The organism is Bacteroides celer (assembly GCF_002632415.2).
GTDB lineage: Bacteria > Bacteroidota > Bacteroidia > Bacteroidales > Bacteroidaceae > Bacteroides.
The window spans coordinates 3,010,364-3,030,524 of record NZ_CP178209.1 but is presented as its reverse complement, the minus strand read 5'-3'; the positions used below and the strand labels follow the sequence as shown (position 1 = coordinate 3,030,524).

General features: G+C 39.4%; 20 protein-coding genes and 1 pseudogene. 17 read left to right on the top strand and 4 right to left on the bottom strand.

Annotation, left to right across the window (positions count from 1 at the left end):
* Nucleotides 1-55 precede the first annotated feature (55 nt).
* Complete coding sequence (locus CJF29_RS12110; protein ID WP_141561026.1) at nucleotides 56-319, bottom strand: hypothetical protein; 264 nt, start codon at nucleotides 317-319, stop codon at nucleotides 56-58.
* Between the two features lie 152 nt (nucleotides 320-471).
* On the opposite strand from CJF29_RS12110, the gene CJF29_RS12105 reads away from it, so the two are divergent.
* Nucleotides 472-960, top strand: a complete 489-nt coding sequence (locus CJF29_RS12105) for an HU family DNA-binding protein (RefSeq protein ID WP_099147043.1) — start codon at nucleotides 472-474, stop codon at nucleotides 958-960.
* A 619-nt stretch (nucleotides 961-1,579) separates the two neighbouring features.
* Here CJF29_RS12105 and CJF29_RS12100 read toward each other — a convergent pair.
* Nucleotides 1,580-2,653, bottom strand: a complete 1,074-nt coding sequence (locus tag CJF29_RS12100) for an IS110 family transposase (RefSeq protein ID WP_008645115.1) — start codon at nucleotides 2,651-2,653, stop codon at nucleotides 1,580-1,582.
* A 379-nt stretch (nucleotides 2,654-3,032) separates the two neighbouring features.
* Between CJF29_RS12100 and CJF29_RS12095 the strand changes: the two genes are divergently transcribed.
* From CJF29_RS12095 to CJF29_RS12045, 11 genes are all read left to right on the top strand, one after another.
* Nucleotides 3,033-3,569 carry a hypothetical protein gene (locus CJF29_RS12095; RefSeq protein WP_099147649.1) on the top strand — a complete coding sequence of 179 codons (537 nt, stop codon included), beginning with the start codon at nucleotides 3,033-3,035 and terminating at the stop codon, nucleotides 3,567-3,569.
* A gap of 34 nt (nucleotides 3,570-3,603) precedes the next feature.
* On the top strand, nucleotides 3,604-4,362 hold the full coding sequence (locus CJF29_RS12090) for a hypothetical protein (RefSeq protein ID WP_099147650.1): 759 nt from the start codon (nucleotides 3,604-3,606) through the stop codon (nucleotides 4,360-4,362).
* 14 nt (nucleotides 4,363-4,376) lie between these two features.
* Nucleotides 4,377-4,979, top strand: coding sequence for a hypothetical protein (locus tag CJF29_RS12085; RefSeq protein WP_099147651.1), 603 nt, complete (start codon nucleotides 4,377-4,379; stop codon nucleotides 4,977-4,979).
* 5 nt (nucleotides 4,980-4,984) lie between these two features.
* The gene (locus CJF29_RS12080; RefSeq protein ID WP_099147652.1) at nucleotides 4,985-5,389 is read left to right on the top strand and encodes a hypothetical protein; all 405 of its coding nucleotides are present in this window, start codon (nucleotides 4,985-4,987) and stop codon (nucleotides 5,387-5,389) included.
* Nucleotides 5,390-5,430: 41 nt separating this feature from the next.
* A complete protein-coding gene (locus CJF29_RS12075; protein ID WP_099147653.1) occupies nucleotides 5,431-6,111 on the top strand; it encodes a hypothetical protein in 681 nt (226 codons plus the stop codon).
* 103 nt (nucleotides 6,112-6,214) lie between these two features.
* The gene (locus tag CJF29_RS12070; RefSeq protein ID WP_099147678.1) at nucleotides 6,215-6,628 is read left to right on the top strand and encodes a helix-turn-helix domain-containing protein; all 414 of its coding nucleotides are present in this window, start codon (nucleotides 6,215-6,217) and stop codon (nucleotides 6,626-6,628) included.
* Nucleotides 6,544-7,227: an IS630 family transposase gene (locus CJF29_RS12065; protein ID WP_141561047.1), complete on the top strand. Its 684-nt coding sequence runs from the start codon at nucleotides 6,544-6,546 to the stop codon at nucleotides 7,225-7,227. Before CJF29_RS12070 ends, CJF29_RS12065 begins: the two co-directional genes overlap by 85 nt.
* A 143-nt stretch (nucleotides 7,228-7,370) precedes the next feature.
* Nucleotides 7,371-8,948: an ATP-binding protein gene (locus CJF29_RS12060; protein ID WP_099146798.1), complete on the top strand. Its 1,578-nt coding sequence runs from the start codon at nucleotides 7,371-7,373 to the stop codon at nucleotides 8,946-8,948.
* Nucleotides 8,949-8,984: 36 nt separating this feature from the next.
* On the top strand, nucleotides 8,985-9,605 hold the full coding sequence (locus CJF29_RS12055) for an ATP-binding cassette domain-containing protein (RefSeq protein WP_004308918.1): 621 nt from the start codon (nucleotides 8,985-8,987) through the stop codon (nucleotides 9,603-9,605).
* Nucleotides 9,606-9,652: 47 nt separating this feature from the next.
* Nucleotides 9,653-10,447: an ABC transporter permease gene (locus CJF29_RS12050; RefSeq protein WP_004295936.1), complete on the top strand. Its 795-nt coding sequence runs from the start codon at nucleotides 9,653-9,655 to the stop codon at nucleotides 10,445-10,447.
* Complete coding sequence (locus tag CJF29_RS12045) at nucleotides 10,444-10,740, top strand: hypothetical protein (RefSeq protein WP_099146797.1); 297 nt, start codon at nucleotides 10,444-10,446, stop codon at nucleotides 10,738-10,740. Before CJF29_RS12050 ends, CJF29_RS12045 begins: the two co-directional genes overlap by 4 nt.
* Before the next feature lie 13 nt (nucleotides 10,741-10,753).
* Here CJF29_RS12045 and CJF29_RS12040 read toward each other — a convergent pair whose 3' ends face one another.
* A complete protein-coding gene (locus CJF29_RS12040) occupies nucleotides 10,754-11,167 on the bottom strand; it encodes a DUF4891 domain-containing protein (protein WP_099146799.1) in 414 nt (137 codons plus the stop codon).
* Nucleotides 11,168-11,398: 231 nt separating this feature from the next.
* Nucleotides 11,399-11,901, bottom strand: a pseudogene (locus tag CJF29_RS12035) (RNA polymerase sigma factor).
* A 278-nt stretch (nucleotides 11,902-12,179) separates the two neighbouring features.
* On the opposite strand from CJF29_RS12035, the gene CJF29_RS12030 reads away from it, so the two are divergent.
* The 5 genes from CJF29_RS12030 to CJF29_RS12010 all read left to right on the top strand — a co-directional run bounded on the left by CJF29_RS12030 (nucleotide 12,180) and on the right by CJF29_RS12010 (nucleotide 20,126).
* Nucleotides 12,180-13,274, top strand: coding sequence for a Nif3-like dinuclear metal center hexameric protein (locus CJF29_RS12030; protein WP_099146796.1), 1,095 nt, complete (start codon nucleotides 12,180-12,182; stop codon nucleotides 13,272-13,274).
* A 5-nt stretch (nucleotides 13,275-13,279) separates the two neighbouring features.
* The gene (locus tag CJF29_RS12025) at nucleotides 13,280-14,110 is read left to right on the top strand and encodes a zinc ribbon domain-containing protein (protein ID WP_004295942.1); all 831 of its coding nucleotides are present in this window, start codon (nucleotides 13,280-13,282) and stop codon (nucleotides 14,108-14,110) included.
* 161 nt (nucleotides 14,111-14,271) lie between these two features.
* Nucleotides 14,272-15,669, top strand: a complete 1,398-nt coding sequence (locus CJF29_RS12020; RefSeq protein ID WP_004295943.1) for an efflux transporter outer membrane subunit — start codon at nucleotides 14,272-14,274, stop codon at nucleotides 15,667-15,669.
* Between the two features lie 33 nt (nucleotides 15,670-15,702).
* Nucleotides 15,703-16,836: an efflux RND transporter periplasmic adaptor subunit gene (locus tag CJF29_RS12015; RefSeq protein WP_004310407.1), complete on the top strand. Its 1,134-nt coding sequence runs from the start codon at nucleotides 15,703-15,705 to the stop codon at nucleotides 16,834-16,836.
* A gap of 140 nt (nucleotides 16,837-16,976) precedes the next feature.
* The gene (locus CJF29_RS12010; protein WP_099146795.1) at nucleotides 16,977-20,126 is read left to right on the top strand and encodes an efflux RND transporter permease subunit; all 3,150 of its coding nucleotides are present in this window, start codon (nucleotides 16,977-16,979) and stop codon (nucleotides 20,124-20,126) included.
* Nucleotides 20,127-20,161 lie beyond the last annotated feature (35 nt).

Here is a 20,161-nt window from a genome sequence, read left to right as displayed (position 1 = left end):
AACTTTCTTGAATTAATTAGTAAGGCAAAGATAAATGAAAATTGGCAAAATCACACTAGATGATGAAATAAATAGGAGTATTGGCGATGTTATTAGTCATGGATTTAGTAGTGTTGTTAGTGATAAACTTAGCACTGTTATTATTAGTGGTGAATTTGGGACTGTTGTTAGTCGTGAATCTGTTTCTGCTATTATATGAATTAAAGGACTTGTTGTATAGATAGATGTAAGTACTGATGTTGATAATAATGATGGAGCTAATAGTGGTGTTGTTGATAGAACTTAGAATTCTGCCGTATTTTCTTGTTTTTGTAATCATTTACGCTTAAAATGAGTTATAACACATTGGTATATAGTGAATTAAAATAAATATTGCACTATCATTTTGAATTGACATATATAGTGCTATTTTTGTCAAGAAGTCAATTGAGTGACTTCTTGATATAACTATTAATTTAAATATTTATTATTATGGCTATACGCTATAGAAAGAAAAAAATCGTGCTGAACTTTGATAAGGAGAACAAGCAAGAGAAGTACGTTGCTGCTAATGTTCTTATTGGTAGTATTAGTTATGAAAAACTATGTAATGAAGTAAACCAGAGAACTGGTATACATCGTGCCATGGTAGATGTCATACTAAAAGGTGCAGAAGATACCATGATTACTTTCTTGGAAGAAGGTTTCTCTGTGAGGTTTGGTGAGTTCGGTTCATTTCGCCCTGCTATTAATGCTGCGAGCAAGGATAAAGAGGAGGATGTAAATGCTGCTACTATTATTCGAAGAAAAATTGTATTTACTCCTGGACCCAAATTCAAAGTAATGCTTGGTAATGCAAGTATTGAATTGTTCTCAGATAGAGAAGTAAGTGCAAGTGCTGGTGATGAAGATGAAACCGGAGGTGAAAAACCAGATGGAGGTGGAGGTTCTGGTGGCGAAGCACCCGATCCAGCAGCGTAGTTTTTATTCTAATCTTTATGAAACAGGGAAAGTCAATAAACTTTCCCTGTTTTTTTGCAATTTTGCATATTCTATGCAAAATTGCCGTTGGCTGACGAACAATTTCCCATTAGGCAATGACGATTTCGCCGTTGCCTAATGGGAAATTGTTTTATAATCAATGGGTGTTGAAGATAATTGCCTATATAAATACTTTTATAAACCATCATTGTTTTTTAGATGTGACAAAAATATAATTAATAACTAGATTAGTTTATACTTTTTTCATTATATTTGCATAGTTTTCCACGCCGATGCCTTTTCATAAGGTGGATGGGGTGGGGGAATTATTATATTAAAGAAAGACGTTTACTTGACGTTTTGTCTTTGGCTTATCAAAACTTCGAACACTTTGAGCAGCAGTCAAAAACAAAGCAACAGTAGGTGTCTACGGGATATGTTTATATCTATTCAATGTACCTTTTGTATAAAAGATATGTTAAGTTTATACATATCGGCGTGGGCTACTGCGTTGCTCGTTCAGACTACTGCGGGCAGTTCGAAGGCCTTGATAAGCGGGACGAGTAACAGGTGCAGATTCCCGCGTATTCTATGCTAATATCCTAATCTCTTATTCCGTTTAACAATAAATTAACTTCTCGTTCTTTTTCCTTTCTATAACTTCTCGTTCTTCATAATATTTGTATGTATTTTGATCATATGGTACTTTCTTCCTGACTAATGCCACTATGATTCTTATGAGTTTGTTCTTGACATTATTTAAAGCCACTTGAGGCTTCTTTCCCTTACTAATCAGTCTTTGATAGTAATCTCTAATTTCGGGATTATATATTTTGGCTATATGAGCTGCTTGTCCTAATAATGATTTAATAAGTTTATTGGCGAAATGGCTTGTATGAGCAGGTGTATTTACACTCGTTCCGGATTGTTTACCAAAGGGGGCAACTCCATAATAGCATGCAATCTTTCTTGGGTCATATCCGAATTTTTTGAAGTTGTTTGTGTAGACCAACATACAGGTTGCGTTTTGCCTGGCTACGCCTTTTATTGAGGTTATAATAGCATAATTTTCTTTCAGTTCCTCATCCGCCTCTATTATGCTATCAATGGCCTTATCGCATTCGGCAATTGTTTTGTTTATCTCCGCAATAAGGTGTTTGCTCTTGCGGTTGATGAAGGATATTGCTTTTGACTTGTTTGATTGTGATTTGTCCTCTTTTCGTAATTCCATTGCCACTCTTTGCCCAACTAGCTTATGCCTATAGAGGAAAATCTCCCTTAGTTGCGCAAGGGATTCATTCAATGGTTCAAAGGGTACAACCTTGTCCTGTTGCCTCCATGCGTATTCAGCAATGATTGCTGAGTCCGCCTTATCGTTTTTCACACGCTGGATACCACTGCTATGTTTTATGGCGTAAGCGTTCTCAATCCATATGTCATAGCCTTTTCCGTAAAGCCATTTGCTCAGTCCTATACTACATGAACCTGTGTCTTCTCCACAGAATAGCCATTCCTCAGCAATTGTATTCCAAGCGTTTGTTTTAACCCAATTACATAACTTGCGGTAGCCCGTAGTGTTATTTGGGAAACACCCATACTCACGGGAGCCTATTTCGTTCATTCCACATGCGAGAATTATCGTCGCGTCAAGTTTCTCCTTTGAAAAATCAATTCCAATAAATAATTTTTTCATATTTTTGCTGTACTTTTCTAAGACTGGTAAAAGCTGTTTGAACTCTAAACTCTAAATAGGCTCGCAACCTTGATATTCTATCGGAGCTTTGCAGCTTGGCGGAGAGAGGCCGTTACGTGGGCTAGCCTCAAGTGCTTTCTCTTTTATGGTGTCCTCTTCCCGCCTATCAGTCTTTATCTTAATACAACAAAGATAATAAGACTGATATTTTCCTGATAAGATGCGGAGGTAATTATTCGTCTCGCTTGACTTTTTTAAAATAAATTTCCGACCTCTTATCTATTAACTGCAAACTTAGAGCTTTTTCTTTTTATAATAAATACTTTTCTAAAAATGAATCGTTCGATTCGGGAATCTGTCGGGCAAAAAACTTATAGTTATGAAATTGAGTTTTTTATTGCTAATTAGCTTTTGTTTTTATTTAAACTGTAATGCACAAACGTCTTTATCAGAACCTGATTTTATAGGTGAGGTCATGGTTGTTTCGGCAGATGGAGAGGGAGTTGCGTTGGAGAAAGTAAGTGCTCAAGTCAAAGTGAAAGATCAACTAATGGGGTTTGAGAAGAAAATTTATGTTCAAGGAAAAAAATCGCCAATAAGATTACCTAAAGGAAAAATTCAATTAATAGTTCGGGCTGTAGATAACAATACTGATCCTATGTCTATTGTTCGAGTATTTAAGTTCTCTGTCGAAAAGACAAGAAAAGCTACAGTGGCAAAACAGAATGAAATAACGGGTAATGTATCTGAAAATCATTTTAAACATGTTCCTTTCTCCGGCAAAAAGTATGGAATAAGTTCATACTTACTTACGATTAGTAATATAGAAGAAGGAGAATATGGTATAACCATAAATAATCCTAATACAGTTGACGAAAAGATGTTGATTGTTTCTTGTTTTGGGGTGGATGAATAATGAATAGAGCACATTTTAATAAATAAAGAAGAATATGGAAGAAGCTATCAATGATTATGAACTACTAGGGCTAGTACAATCTATTTACCATGCTGCTAATAATGGTATATTTATCCCGTCATTAGTGAAAATGCATATACCGACTACTCATTTAACACTTCATCCCCTTGTAAATATGGCAATGATTGATTGTTGTATTAATACAGGATACAACAAGGACGCTATTGAATTTGTAGAAAAAGGTTGTCAGTCAGAGTATTCAATAAGCACATCTAAATATTTTGAAAATCTTTATGTTGAAGCTGTAGCTCAATGTTTAGGCAAGTCTTTTTGTTATTGTTCCCCAATACTAAATATCTCTGCAAATAAGCTTAGTGCAATAGCTTATACTTTATTGTCTAAATCAATAATATTGAGTGGTAAATTAGACTCACCAGATTCATTCCGCACTCGATCTATTTTAATAAACAAAGCTCAGGAACTAAGGTATAATATAAATAATTCTTTTCTTCATGGATTCTCTGATTTGGATTGCTTATGTATGAGAGTTGCTGATAAGGCATTAGCGCAGCAGGCATATAAAAAAGCAGGAGATATGCAAGAAGCAAATCAATTACTTCAAGATGGTAAGTATTTAATATCATTATCACCATTAATGGCTATGGAAGCTATAGAAAGAGGACTTCTTTTGCATAAGAAACTATCAAATAGATTATTACAAGAGTATCAAAATGGTACATTGTATATGGAAAGTATAGACTTATATAATGTGTTTCCTTATGCTAGTATGTGATTAACTATAATATTATGATGCCTAGAAATTTATTAGAAATATTTCATGAAAATAAGGAGTTGGAGTCTGGTGCACTAGTTGGATCAACATTGATAAAAAAAAATGAAATATATGGCTTTATTCCTCACAATGATGCCGACACAGATTCAAATTCTTATTTCCCATTAAGCATGATTCCTGCTATAGTTGCTGCAGATCGTATAGCTTTCCCTATAGTGAAAAACCAATTTGAATCTGCTGAAAAATATGTAATAGTTCCTGTTTATAGAAAAATTAGATATAGTTCTGATATACATAAATTATTATTAAAGAAATTATATGTTTATTCTTTACTCAATAATGACAATTATAAAAGATTAAGGAATAATAGAAATCCTAATCTAAGTCGATTAGGAGAATCCTCTTCTCAAGTATCGGTAGACAAAGATATTAGTCAGGTTTATTATATAACAAGCCCTAATGAAATATTGATGTATAAAAAAATATCCTATTCAATAGACAGTATATCTGCGGTAGCTCCGAGTTTTTTAGTCATATGCCGTTTCATAAATTCAGTGACCGGAGAAATCTCGTATGCTATATATCCCCCAGAAGATTTATTTCCCTTATCTAAATAAAAAGAATGGCATATTTTCAGCACCTAGATGATGAGTTTGACTTTGGAAAATATAAAGGCTTGTCATTAAGTGATGTAATGGATATCAATCCAGAATATATAGTCTGGTGTATGATGAATATTTCTAATAACCAATATTGTAGTTTTATTATCACAGATGAAGCTATGCAAGAATTGATATCTATATATCCGGATTTTCTCGTAATTCAAGATTTTGAAGATATGCGAAAAAAACATTTATATAATAGTTATGATTACGAGAGATGTGATGATTCTGATTTTTGTGATGACGAGCAGAATACTTTTGAGTGCTATAATGGTTTTTATGTCCAAGATGAGATGGGATATAGCGATGATGACATAGATACTATTTTTGATGGAAACCCTGATGCCTATTGGAATATAGACTGATAAATTTCAAATATTTGGATAATTGTTAATTTAATATTGTTATGGATAAAATTTCTAGTATTGCTAATGAAGCAATTGATTTTTATGAGAACTGTGATATTTATAATTGTATGGATATATTAGGAAATCTGTATAATGTAACGGCACGGGCAGGTAGCATGGCGTTAATTCAGACAGAAGATAAATTTAAAGTTGGTAAAGCATTTGCTTTATTTACAGTTATGGCTAAAGTGCAAGATAAGGATTTACTAAGTGTAGCTGCGGAGAATTCTTTTTTTTGTTTATATACAGTATGTAAAGACGATGCAGATTTAAAAGCAGTTGCTGCGTATTATATTTGGGCTATTCTAAAATATGCTCCTGAAACATTGCAGGATAAAATAAAAGAGACGTACATAGCAAATTATTCAAATCATGTAATGCCTAATTTTAGACCTGGATTTGGATTTATTAATCCATATGGCGATAAATCTACAATTGATAGTGCTATGCAATATGTGGCGTTTTTGAAATCATATTATATAACTCTATTCTATAATCCTAATAATCAACAATTACTATTTAAGGAAAAAGGAATAGTAATGGATGAAGTATTATATAGCATAAAATTAGAATATAATATGTCACTTATTGAAAAGCAAAGTATAGGAAGTCTTTTCTCTCAACAGCTGTTTGATGAAATAGAAGATACTTTGTATAAGGATTATTCATCTCAACATTAATATTAAAATAATGTACTATTTTAATATAGTAAGTAGTTATTCATAATTATTTCACATATGTCGAAATTGCATTATCTTTGTCTCGAACCAAACCGCAAGACAAATGAAAATCAAGAAATTGACGTTGAGCGATTCCGAACGTCGGGAACTTACCACCGGTTTCCGTACAGGCGAAAGCCATTGTTTTCGTATGCGTTGCCGCGCCATATTGCTCAAAGCAGAGGGCTTGAGTGCGCCCCAAGTGGGAGCACAAACGGAAATGACCGCCCAAACCGTTGGCAGTTGGGTCAAACGTTTCGAAAACCAAGGAATCCAAGGATTATATACACGTCCGGGACAAGGTCGCAAAGCCATCATGGACTGTTCGGACGAGGAAGCTGTGCGCAAAGCCATCGAGTCGGACCGACAGAGTGTGCGTGCAGCCAAAGAAGCCTGGCAGAATGCTTCGGGCAAGGAAGCGAGCGAATCGACGTTCAAACGTTTTTTATCCGCATTGGCGCAAGATATAGACGTATAAGAAAACGTCCTAAGGGTAAGCCCTCGCCGCAGCTCTATGCGTATAAGACCGAGAAGCTGCAAGAACTTGAAGTACTTTTTGAAAAAGGCTCCATCGACCTCTTCTATGGTGACGAATCTCATATCTGCACGGAAGGCTATGTCCCTTACGGGTGGCAGTTTTCCGGAGAAGACGTTTACATTCCTGTCGAAAAAGCCAAACGGCTCAACATCTTTGGTATGATTGACAGGAATAACCGCTTTGAAGGTTTCTGCACCTGCGATTCTGTTGATGCAGAGAAAGTCGTGGATTTCCTCGACAGGTTCTCTTTCAAGCTCAACAGAAAGACATTTGTTGTGCTTGACAATGCAAGTGTACACCGTAATGAGAAAATAAAGCGAATGCGTCCAATATGGGAAAAACGGGGACTTTTTCTTTTCTACATTCCCCCATACTCTCCTCATTTGAACATTGTGGAGACCCTTTGGCGTATTATGAAAGGGAAATGGCTCCGACCGCAAGATTATGTCACTACAGAATCGCTGTTTTATGCCACAAATAGGGCTTTGGCGGCGATAGGAACACAACTGAATATTAACTTTAGTCATTATGCTGCTTAATTTTGATTAGTTACTTAAGATTGTAATTTAGATATCACCTGTTTACTTTAAGTCCGGTACGAAAAAACTTTCGTACCGGACTTTGTGTTATTGGGCGGAAAAGCCTATCTTTGTATCTGTCAACTCCTAAATAATATGAGTATATGAGTAATAAAATTTATCCTATCGGCATACAGAACTTTGAAAAAATCCGTAAAGGTGGTTATTGCTATATAGATAAAACTGCCTTGATTTATCAGATGGTGAAAACTGGCAGTTATTATTTTCTAAGTCGTCCACGTCGTTTTGGAAAGAGTTTGTTACTATCTACTCTAGAGGCTTATTTTCAAGGAAAGAAGGAACTTTTCAAAGGATTGGCGATAGAGAAACTGGAAAAGGATTGGATAAAATATCCCATTTTGCATTTAGATTTGAATGCAGAGAAATATACGACTCCTGAAGCGCTCGATCAAGTCTTAGAAAGTGCTTTACGCGGGTGGGAAGCCCTCTATGGTGCACAGGATTATGAGAAAACATTCGCCTCTCGCTTTCAAGGTGTTATTCAGCGTGCTTGTGAGAAGGAGGGACAGAGTGTTGTTATTCTAGTGGACGAGTATGATAAGCCTATGTTGCAGGCAATCGGTAATGATGAGCTCCAAAAGAGTTTTCGTGATACATTGAAGGCTTTCTATGGAGCTTTAAAAAGCAAGGATGGCTGCATTAAATTCGGTATGCTTACGGGAGTGACAAAATTCGGAAAGGTGAGCGTGTTTAGTGACCTGAATAACCTGGAGGATATATCTATGCGTCAACAATATATCGAAATCTGTGGGATAAGCGATCAGGAGTTGCATGAGAACTTTAAAACCGAACTGCATGAATTTGCTGATGAACAAGGATTGACGTATGATGAAATACATACTGAAATGCGCGAAAGATATGATGGTTATCACTTTACTTATAATTCTGCAGGCATGTACAATCCATTTAGCGTCCTTAATACTCTTAAATATAATGTATTTGGCAACTATTGGTTTGAAACGGGCACACCTACATATTTAGTTGAATTACTGAAAAAACACCATTACGATCTTTATCGGATGGCACATGAAGAAACCAGTGCTGACGTACTGAACAGTATTGATTCTACCTCCGACAATCCAATTCCTGTGATTTATCAGAGTGGTTATCTGACTATTAAAGGTTATAATCGCGAATTTGAAACATATCGTTTGGGATTTCCGAATCGTGAGGTGGAGGAAGGCTTTGTGAAATATCTCATGCCTTTTTATACCAATACAAATGCAGTCGAATCACCCTTTGAGATTCAGAAGTTTGTCCATGAAGTTCGTTCCGGAGATTATGACTCTTTTTTCCGGCGCCTTCAAAGTTTCTTTGCCGACACCCCTTATGAACTGGTTCGTGACTTAGAATTGCATTATCAAAATGTGCTCTTTATTGTATTCAAATTAGTCGGTTTTTATGTAAAGGCTGAATATCACACAAGTCAGGGGCGTGTCGACCTTGTATTGCAGACAGATAAATTTATCTATGTCATGGAATTCAAGCTGGAAGGTACAGCTGAAGAAGCTTTGCGACAGATCAATGAGAAGCATTACGCGAAACCTTTTGAGAGTGACGAGCGCCGACTTTTCAAAATAGGAGTGAATTTCAGTGCTGAGACAAGAAACATTGAAAAGTGGGTGGCAGAGCAAGATTTGAATCATACACAACTTCAATAAATATAATTTTGGCGAAAATTTCAAGAGAACAAATAGATGTTACATATTAATAATGCCTGTATTGCTTTTGGTACGGAAGTGCTTTTCTCCGGTTTCAGTATGAAGTTGGAAAGGGGAGAAACGGCTTGCATTGTCGGTCAATCCGGTTGTGGAAAGACTTCGTTGCTGAATGCGGTAATGGGGTTTGTGCCTTTGAAAGAAGGATCTATACAGGTAGGGGAAACATTGCTTGATATATCGACTATCGATAGTGTCCGCAGACAGATTGCATGGATTCCTCAAGAATTGGCACTACCTTTTGAATGGGTCAAAGAGATGGTGGCTCTCCCGTTCGGATTGAAAGTGAATCGTTCTGTTCCTTTTTCGGAAGAAAGACTTTTCACTTGTTTCGATGAATTGGGGCTGGAACACGAATTATATACAAAGAGGGTGAATGAAGTATCGGGTGGTCAACGCCAACGTATTATGTTGGCTGTGGCTGCAATGCTCAACAAACCTCTCATTATCATAGATGAACCGACTTCTGCTTTGGATGCCGGATCGACCGGTAAAGTCCTGTCTTTTTTCCGGCGACAGGCGGAAAGGGGAACGGCTGTGTTAGCCGTATCACATGATAAGGACTTTGCTTCGGGTTGTCATTATTTAATAGAACTGTAATTAATTGAACTGTAACGCAAATCGGATAGAATTGTTAAGAATATATTGTGGGAACGATTGATATATCATATTATAATCTCTTTATAGGGCTGCTATTGCTTGCCATTCCGTTTTTTTACCTTTGGAAATTTAAAACGGGATTGCTAAAACCTGCCGTGATTGGTACATTACGGATGATTATCCAGCTGTTCTTTATCGGCGTGTATCTGAAATATCTCTTTTTATGGAACAATCCCTGGATTAATTTTCTTTGGGTGATAATTATGGTATTCGTGGCCGGGCAGACCGCATTGGTACGTACCCAGTTGAAACGTAGTGTTTTATTAATCCCTATTACGGTAGGATTTCTTTGTAGTGTTGTATTGGTAGGCATCTATTTTATCGGTATTGTTCTCCAACTGGATAATATATTTAGCGCCCAATACTTTATTCCAATATTCGGAATTCTGATGGGTAATATGCTGTCGAGCAATGTAATAGCTTTGAATACTTATTATAGTGGATTGAAACGTGAACAGCAACTATATCGGTATTTATTGGGAAACGGAGCGACAAGGCAGGAAGCACAGGCTCCATTTATCCGGCAGGCCATCATTAAATCGTTTAGTCCCCTGATTGCGAACATTGCTGTGATGGGATTGGTGGCTCTTCCGGGCACGATGATCGGACAAATTCTGGGAGGAAGCAGCCCGAATGTCGCTATCAAGTATCAGATGATGATTATGGTGATTACTTTCACAGCATCTATGCTATCGCTAATGATTACTATTTCATTGGCTTCGCGTCGATCTTTTGATGCATACGGAAAACTGCTGGAGGTAACAAAAGAACCCAGGAAATGACTGTTATTGACCAGATATTCCATAAAGTAGCTGAAATAGTTATTCCACACTTCTTTATAACAGTGGAGTTTTCAGCATCCGGCACAGAAATGCCGGAACATATCGAGGCTTTCCTGCAGGAAAAATACGAAGCAATTCTTCGTGGAGCCAGTGGACGTAAATTTATCTATAAGGAAGGAGAGTGGCGGCTTATTTTCACTTTCTTCCCTACGGACAGAGTCGTAGATGAACGGTATGCACTGAAAAACAAGGTACAAATGATAAATAAGGTGCAAATGAAAAGCAAAAGCTAACCGGTTATTTTTATTATTTGCCTTTCAACATTCCCCATAAGCAGCGAAGCTGCACGAATTGTTCTCCGGGTTGCACATAACCGCCTTCAAACATTTTTTCCGTTACTTGAAATTTGGAGAGGTGATGGCGTATATACTTCTCTACATCAGGTGATTGTTTCTTGACGAATGACAGCAAATCAACCTTCCCGTCTTCGCGAATGAGCACCTTAGCTTTGATTGTGCGAAAACCGTACTCTTTGCAGTGTTTGGTTTCTACTTTATCAATCCAGAAGATAGCGGTAGCTTTGACCGTATCTGCCGCACAATCTTCGATATTGTCAATCTTTGCAGCCTCGGCTACGGACATTTCGATACTATCACTTTTCTTGGGCTGGCAAGAAACCATCATAACTAGCAGGAACAGTAAAGTCAAATTTGTTTTCATCGTATTCATTATTTAGATGAAGTAAAAGTACAGAATTTCAATAAATAACGGAAGTTTTAGGCGAAAATTTATAATTAGTTTTTATTCCGGAACCGGTTTTATCCGAATTTATCCGATGAAAACAGGCAAAAGGCAAAAAGAATTTACACTCTCTTTGCCTTTTGCCTATTGATAAAACTGAAAAATGAAATCAATTGTTTAATCTGAAACTGATGTAGATATAGTTATGGTTTAGCGGAAGTCTTTCAGTTCTTCCTGTAATTTTTACGGGTAAAGAAGATCCGACTTTTTACGGTACCCAACGGAAGATTCAGTTTTTCTGCTATTTCGCGGTATTTGAATCCGGAAACGTGCATAGCGAACGGAACCCTGTATTCTTTCGGAAGAGCATTGACTACACGGTGCATCTCTTTCAGGTCGTATGTCCTTTCAGTACTTTCAAACCCTGCATCTTGCGGTAAATTAAGATGATAAAGGTTATCGGTCTTGTCGACAAATGTCTGGTCGCGAACTACCTTACGATAATTATTGATAAAGATATTGCGCATGATGGTGTACATCCATCCTTTGAAATTTGTATCGGGTGTATATTTATCTTCATTATCTAATGCTTTCAATGAGGTTTCCTGCAGCAAATCGTTTGCTTCTTCGCGGTCTGTTGTCAGTTTGTATGCGAAACGTAGTAATTCTTCCTGAACTCCTACCAAATCTTTTCTGAAGCTTAAACTTTTCATATGTGTTGTATTTAAAATGTGAGTATTCGTTGTAAAAATTTTGATGATGCAAGTTTAAGATATTTTGTCGACCTTGGTAGGGGAGAATCAGACGTAATTTAGGGGAATTTCTATCAACAGATAGTTTTTAGGTCATTTTTGATAGTTTCTGGGTGGTATTTTATATCTTTTACGGGGATCTCAAAAAATGGATAACAATAAATTCTCTAAAAAACGATCACTTAGTATGTTAATTCCTATTTTATTTATTATCTTTGCAACCAAATTTTCTACCAATAATGAAAATTAAGGAAATAGTAAGCGCCCTTGAACGATTCGCGCCTCTGCCATTGCAAGACGGATTTGATAATGCCGGCCTGCAAATCGGATTGACAGAAGCGGAAGCAACAGGGGCTTTGTTGTGTCTTGACGTTACCGAAGCTGTGTTGGATGAAGCTATCGCGCTGGGGTACAATCTCGTTATATCGCACCATCCGCTCATTTTCAAGGGCTATAAATCTATCACGGGCAAAGATTACGTGGAACGCTGCATACTGAAAGCAATAAAGAATGATATTGTGATCTATTCAGCACATACTAATCTTGATAATGCACAAGGTGGAGTCAATTATAAGATAGCAGAGAAAATAGGGTTGAAGAATCTGAAAGTGCTCGAACCGAAAGAGAACAGTCTGATTAAGCTGGTGACTTTCGTGCCGGATGCACAAGCCGATAGTGTGCGTGAAGCATTGTTTGCAGCCGGATGCGGAAATATAGGTAACTATGATTCATGCAGTTACAATCTGAAAGGAGAGGGAACTTTCCGGGCAAAAGAGGGAACGCATCCTTTCTGTGGAACAATCGGTGAACTGCATCATGAAAATGAAGTAAGGATTGAAACCATTCTTCCTGTATATAAGAAAGCAGAAGTTATAAAGGCGTTATTGTCTGTACATCCTTATGAGGAACCGGCATTCGACTTGTATCCGTTGCAGAATGACTGGTCGCAGGCAGGTTCGGGAATTGTAGGTGAATTGGATGAATCGGAAACGGAACTCGAGTTTCTGAAACGCATCAAGAAAATCTTCGAAGTGGGTTGTGTACGTCATAACAAACTGACAGGGAGAGAAATACAGAAGGTCGCCTTGTGTGGTGGTGCCGGAGCTTTTCTGCTTCCACAGGCAATTCGGACGGGTGCGGATGTCTTTATTACGGGAGAAATCAAATATCATGATTATTTCGGCCACGAGGGTGATATTCTGATGGCAGAGATTGGTCATTACGAAAGCGAACAATATACAAAAGAAATTTTTTATTCCATAATCCGGGATTTATTTCCTAATTTTGCACTCCAATTGAGTAAAATAAATACGAATCCCATAAAATATTTATAAGTAAAATGGCTAGAGAAGCAAAAAAAGATCCGAATGAGTTGACGGTAGAACAGAAACTGAAGACACTGTTCCAACTGCAAACGATGTTGTCTAAGATTGATGAAATCAAGACATTGAGAGGTGAACTTCCGTTGGAAGTGCAAGACCTTGAAGATGAAATTGCTGGTTTGAGTACCCGTATCGACAAGATCAAAGCTGAAGTGGATGAACTGAAATCTGCTATTGCCGGCAAGAGAGTAGAAATTGAAACAGCAAAGGCTTCAGTAGAAAAATATAAGTCACAACAAGACAATGTTCGCAATAACCGTGAATATGATTTCTTGACGAAAGAAATCGAATTCCAGACATTGGAAATCGAACTTTGCGAAAAGAGAATTAAGGAATATTCTGCTGATAAAGAAGAAAAAGAGGCTGAAGTAACGAAGAACGATCAGATTCTTAACGAAAGACTGAAAGACCTTGAGCAGAAGAAGAGCGAACTGGACGAAATTATCTCTGAAACCAAACAGGAAGAAGAGAAATTGAGAGACAAAGCTAAAGATTTGGAAACTAAGATTGAACCACGTCTATTGCAGTCTTTCAAACGTATCCGTAAGAACTCTCGCAACGGATTGGGTATTGTATACGTACAGCGTGACGCTTGTGGTGGTTGCTTTAACAAGATTCCGCCCCAGAGACAACTGGATATCCGTTCTCGTAAGAAAGTAATCGTTTGTGAATATTGCGGACGTATTATGATTGACCCGGAATTGGCTGGCGTACAAATCGAACACAAGGTGGAAGAAGCTCCGGTAGCTACTACCAAAAGAGCTATCAGAAGAAAAACTGCTGAATAAGAAGAGCAGTGAAGTAAGTAAAGTTACTTTTTTGATATATAATAAGCCCTGCAGCAATGCAGGGCTTTTTTTGTTTTAACAAGTGCTCGTATAAAAAAGAATCGATAAACAAACTTACCCTTTAGTTGTTATCTTTTCATTTCATAAAAACCTGAACTGATATGAATATACGAGTGTGGGGCACATCGCTCCTTATGTTTCTTTCAACTGTGACCGCGGTTGGACAGACCGCAAACCGTTATTTGAAAGCTCCGCTTCCTCAAGATTGGGAAGAGAGCGGGGAAGTGTTTCAACAGATACTTCCGGTGGATGACCATTGGTGGAAGTCATTCCAAGACACCAAACTGGACTCTTTGATAGCTCTGGCAGTAGATCGTAATTACTCCGTTGCCATGGCAATCAACCGTATAGCTGCCGCTCGTGCCAATCTTTGGATAGAACGCAGTAACTTTTTTCCTTCCATCGGATTGAATGCAGGATGGACCCGTCAGGAAACCAGTGGAAATACAAGTTCACTGCCCCAAACAACCGATCATTATTATGATGCTTCGCTAAGCATGAGCTGGGAGCTTGATATTTTCGGCAGTATCCGGAAACGGGTAAAAGCGCAGAAAGAGAATTTTGCCGCCAGCAAGGAAGAATACACAGGAGTCATGGTCTCATTAGCTGCAGAAGTAGCCTCGGCTTATATCAATCTAAGGGAGTTGCAACAAGAGCTTGAAGTGGTGAAGAAAAACAGTGCTTCGCAGGAAGAAGTCCTGAAAATCACGGAAGTACGCTATAATACCGGGCTGGTTGCTAAACTCGATGTGGCACAGGCCAAGTCTGTATTATATAGCACAAAAGCCTCCATTCCCCAGCTGGAAGCGGGTATCAATCAGTATATCACAACATTGGCTGTCTTATTGGGAATGTATCCCCAGGACATTCGTCCTGTTCTTGAATCCAGTGGCACATTGCCCGATTATATGGAACCTATCGGAGTGGGAATGCCTGTCGATTTATTACTGCGACGGCCTGATGTACGAAGTGCGGAATTGAGCGTAAATGCGCAGGCAGCATTGCTCGGAGCTTCGAAAGCGGATTGGTTGCCGAAAGTTTTCTTGAAAGGTTCATTTGGATATGCCGCCCGTGACCTGAAGGATCTCACCAAAAGTAAAAGTATGACTTATGAAATTGCTCCGTCATTGAACTGGACTATTTTCAATGGAGGACAGCTGGTGAATGCAACCCGGCTGGCAAAAGCGCAACTAGATGAAGCGATCAACCAGTTTAATCAAACGGTTTTAACTGCCGTACAGGAAACGGACAATGCTATGAATTCCTACCGGAATTCAATCAAACAGATTGTAGCCCTGCGGGAAGTACGCAATCAAGGAATTGAGACATTGAAACTTTCACTGGAACTTTATAAACAGGGACTTTCGCCTTTCCAAAACGTACTTGATGCACAACGTTCTCTGTTATCTTATGAGAATCAGCTGGTACAGGCACAAGGAAGTTCGCTTTTGCAACTGATAGCCCTCTACAAGGCTTTAGGGGGTGGTTGGAGAGAATAAAAATCAATCTATAAAATATATAACCTAACAGATATGAAAAAACTGATGTATATCTTTCTTGCACTGCCTATATTGACGGGTTGCAAGGAGAAGAAAAGTACAGGAGCGATGGGAGGTATGCCAACTCCGGAAATTAGCGTGACCAAACCCATAGTGGAGGATATTACTTTGACGAAAGATTATCCGGGTTATCTGACAACAGAAAAAACGGTGAATCTTGTAGCCAGGGTGAACGGAACCTTGCAGTCTACCTCTTATGTTGCAGGTGGACGGGTGAAACAGGGGCAACTGTTGTTTGTCATCGAACCAACCTTATATAAAGATCAGGTGGAGCAAGCAGAAGCAGAACTGAAAACTGCCCAGGCACAATTGGAATATGCTCGTAATAATTATAGCCGTATGAAAGAGGCTGTAAAGAGTGATGCGGTCAGCCAGATACAGGTACTTCAGGCTGAATCTTCTGTGAAAGAAGGTGTTGCAGCTGTCAGCAACGCGGAAGCAGCTTTGAGCACTGCTCGTACAAACTTGGGATATTGTTATGTCCGTGCACCGTTTGACGGCACCATCAGTAAGGCGACTGTAGATATAGGAAGTTATGTAGGCGGTTCGTTGCAACCGGTCACATTGGCTACTATTTATAAGGATAATCAGATGTATGCTTACTTTAATGTTGCTGATAATCAATGGTTGGCAATGACTATGGATACCCAGCAGTTACCGACTGATCTTCCTAAAAAAATAATGGTTCAACTGGGAAAGGGGGGAACTGAAAGTTATCCGGCTACGCTCGATTATCTTTCACCAAATGTAGATGTGAATACAGGAACACTGATGGTTCGTGCCAATTTTGATAACCCGAAAGGGATATTGAAGAGCGGATTATATGTAAGCATAACTTTACCTTATGGAGAAGCTAAAAATGCCATGTTGGTGAAAGAGGGCTCTATCGGAACCGACCAGTTAGGCAAATACTTATATATTGTAAATGATTCGAATATAGTTCATTACCGGCATATTGAAATAGGGCAGTTGGTCGACGGCACTTTACGGCAGGTATTGGGGGGACTTTCCCCGCAGGAACAGTATGTCACGGAGGCTTTGATGAAAGTCAGAGACGGAATGAAAGTAAAGCCACTTCCTGATTCCCTCCCTAAAAGAGGGAAATAAGGTCTTTTGGATAACTGATTGATTAACAAACGAAATCAATAAAGGTGATGTACTTAAAACCGATTAATTAACAAAAGTAACTTTCTGCTCCCTCTCCTTGGGAGAAGGTTGTGGAGAGACTGCTTTTAAACCTATATATTATGTTTTCTAAGTTTTTTATCAACCGACCGATATTTGCTACTGTCCTTGCCCTGCTTATTGTAGTAGCCGGTCTGGTCACACTCAATATATTGCCTGTGGCGCAATTTCCGGAGATCACACCGCCAACGGTGCAGGTCTCTGCCGTTTATCCCGGGGCAAATGCTGAAACTGTTGCTCAAACAGTGGGTATTCCTATCGAACAGCAGGTGAATGGCGTGGACGGCATGCTTTATATGTCTTCCAATTCTTCATCTTCGGGAGCATATTCTCTGACTATTACATTCGCTGTTGGTACGGACATCGATATGGCAACTGTGCAGGTACAAAACAGGGTCAGTATCGCACAATCATCGCTGCCGGAACCGGTGGTGGTACAAGGAGTTACTGTGCAGAAACAATCTTCAAACATTGTGATGTTTTTGACAATGACTTCGCAGGACTCTGTGTACAACAGCCTGTATCTGACTAATTATGCCAAATTGAATTTAGTGGACCAGTTGACACGTGTGCCTGGAGTGGGTGCTGTGAATGTGATGGGAGCAGGGGATTATTCGATGCGCATCTGGCTCGATCCGGAGGCTATGCGTATACGGAATATTTCACCGCAGCAAGTCTATCAATCCATCCAGTCGCAGAATGTGGAAGTATCTGCCGGATATATCGGCCAGCCTATCGGACAGGATAATAATAATGCTTTTCAGTATACGTTGAATGTTCAGGGACGATTGAAATCTCCGGAACAGTTCGGGAATATTATTATCCGCCGTGAGCAGGACGGAGCGATGCTTCGTCTGAAAGATATTGCACGCATTGATTTGGGGTCTGCTTCATACAGTGTAGTGTCGCGATTGAATGGAAAACCTACGGCTGCTATTGCTATTTACCAGCAACCGGGTTCCAATTCGCTGGATGTTTCAAAAGGAGTGAAAGCTAAGATGGAAGAACTTGCAGAAAGTTTCCCGTCAGGAGTGGCCTATAATGTCACTTTGGATACGACTGATGTTATCCATGCTTCCATTGATGAAGTGATGGTTACTTTCTTTGAAACAACTTTGTTGGTGATACTCGTTATTTTCTTGTTCCTGCAGAATTGGCGGGCAGTGATTATTCCTTGTATTACTATCCCGGTATCGTTGATCGGTACATTTGCCGTAATGGCGGTATTTGGTTTCTCTATCAACACATTAACATTGTTCGGACTGATTTTAGCAGTTGCTATTGTGGTGGATGATGCGATAGTGGTGGTGGAGAACGCTTCGAGATTATTGGAAACTGGGCAGTACTCACCTCGTGAAGCCGTGACAAAAGCGATGGGAGAGATCACGGGCCCGATTGTCGGGGTGGTTCTCGTATTGCTTGCCGTGTTTATTCCGACGATGATGATTAGTGGAATTTCCGGTCAGCTGTATAAGCAGTTTGCACTGACTATTGCCGCTTCTACCGTATTGAGCGGTTTTAATTCATTGACATTGACTCCTGCACTTTGCGCACTGTTTCTTGAAAAGAGTAAACCTTCTAACTTCTTTATATATAAAGGTTTCAATAAGGCTTATGACAAGACGCAAGGGGTATATGACAAAATTGTCAAATGGTTGCTTCAACGTCCGGGAATGGCTCTCGCTTCTTATGGCGCTTTAACTGTTATTGCTCTATTGCTCTTTATGCATTGGCCTTCAACTTTTATCCCGGACGAGGATGACGGATATTTTATTGCTGTTGTTCAACTTCCGCCTGCCGCCAGCCTTGAGCGTACGCAAGCAGTGGGAGAAAAGATAAACGGTATTCTGGATTCTTATCCGGAAGTAAAGAATTATATTGGTATTTCCGGCTTTTCTATCATGGGTGGTGGTGAACAGAGCAACTCCGCAACTTATTTTGTGGTGCTGAAAAACTGGAATGAGAGGAAAGGGAAGGAGCATACGGCTGCCGCCATAGTTAACCGTTTTAATGGTGAAGCGTATATGACTATTCAGGCTGCGGAAGTGTTCGCCATGGTTCCTCCGGCTATTCCGGGGTTGGGTGCATCCGGTGGTTTACAGCTTCAGTTGGAAGACCGGCGTAATCTGGGGCCGACGGAAATGCAGCAGGCCATCAATGCCTTGCTTGCTTCTTATCACTCGAAACCGGCTTTAGCATCTGTATCCAGTCAGTATCAGGCAAATGTTCCTCAATATTTCTTGAATATCGACCGTGACAAAGTCCAGTTCATGGGAATTGCCTTGAACGATGTTTTCTCTACATTGGGCTATTATATGGGAGCGGCTTATGTGAATGATTTTGTTGAATTCGGCCGTATTTACCAGGTGAAGATTGAGGCACGCGATCAAGCACAGCGGGTAATTGATGATGTCTTGAAGCTAAGCGTGCCGAATTCGGCAGGAGAGATGGTGCCTTTTTCTTCTTTCACCAAAGTGGAGGAACAGTTAGGCCAAGACCAGATTAACCGCTATAATATGTACTCGACTGCTTCTCTGACTTGTAATGTTGCTCCGGGAAGTAGTACCGGGCAGGCTATTCAAGAAGTGGAAGCATTGTTTAAGGAACAGCTGGGAGATGAGTTTGGGTATGAATGGACTTCCGTTGCCTATCAGGAAACCCAGGCTGGGAATACGACTACCATTGTTCTGATTATGGCGTTAATTGTTGCTTTTCTGGTACTTGCTGCACAGTATGAAAGTTGGACCAGCCCGGTAGCAGCCGTCATCGGATTGCCGGTAGCATTATTAGGTGCCATGATTGGCTGTCTGATTATGGGAACTCCAGTCAGTATTTATACGCAAATCGGTATCATTCTGTTGGTTGCACTTTCTGCAAAGAACGGAATTTTGATTGTGGAATTTGCCCGTGATTTCCGTGCCGAGGGTAATTCAATTAGGGAAGCTGCCTTTGAAGCGGGGCATGTCCGCTTGCGTCCGATCCTGATGACTTCTTTTGCTTTTGTATTAGGAGTGATGCCCTTGTTATTCGCCACCGGTGCAGGTGCACAAAGTCGTATAGCATTGGGTGCTGCTGTTGTATTCGGTATGGCCATGAACACTTTATTGGCTACCATTTATATTCCTAATTTCTACGAATTGATGCAGAAATTGCAAGAGCGGTTCAGCAAAAAGAAAGGAAATGAGGATGGTGGGAAAGATACTGTCATATAGAAGTAAAAAACTGTTTGAAGGCTATCTGAAAGGGT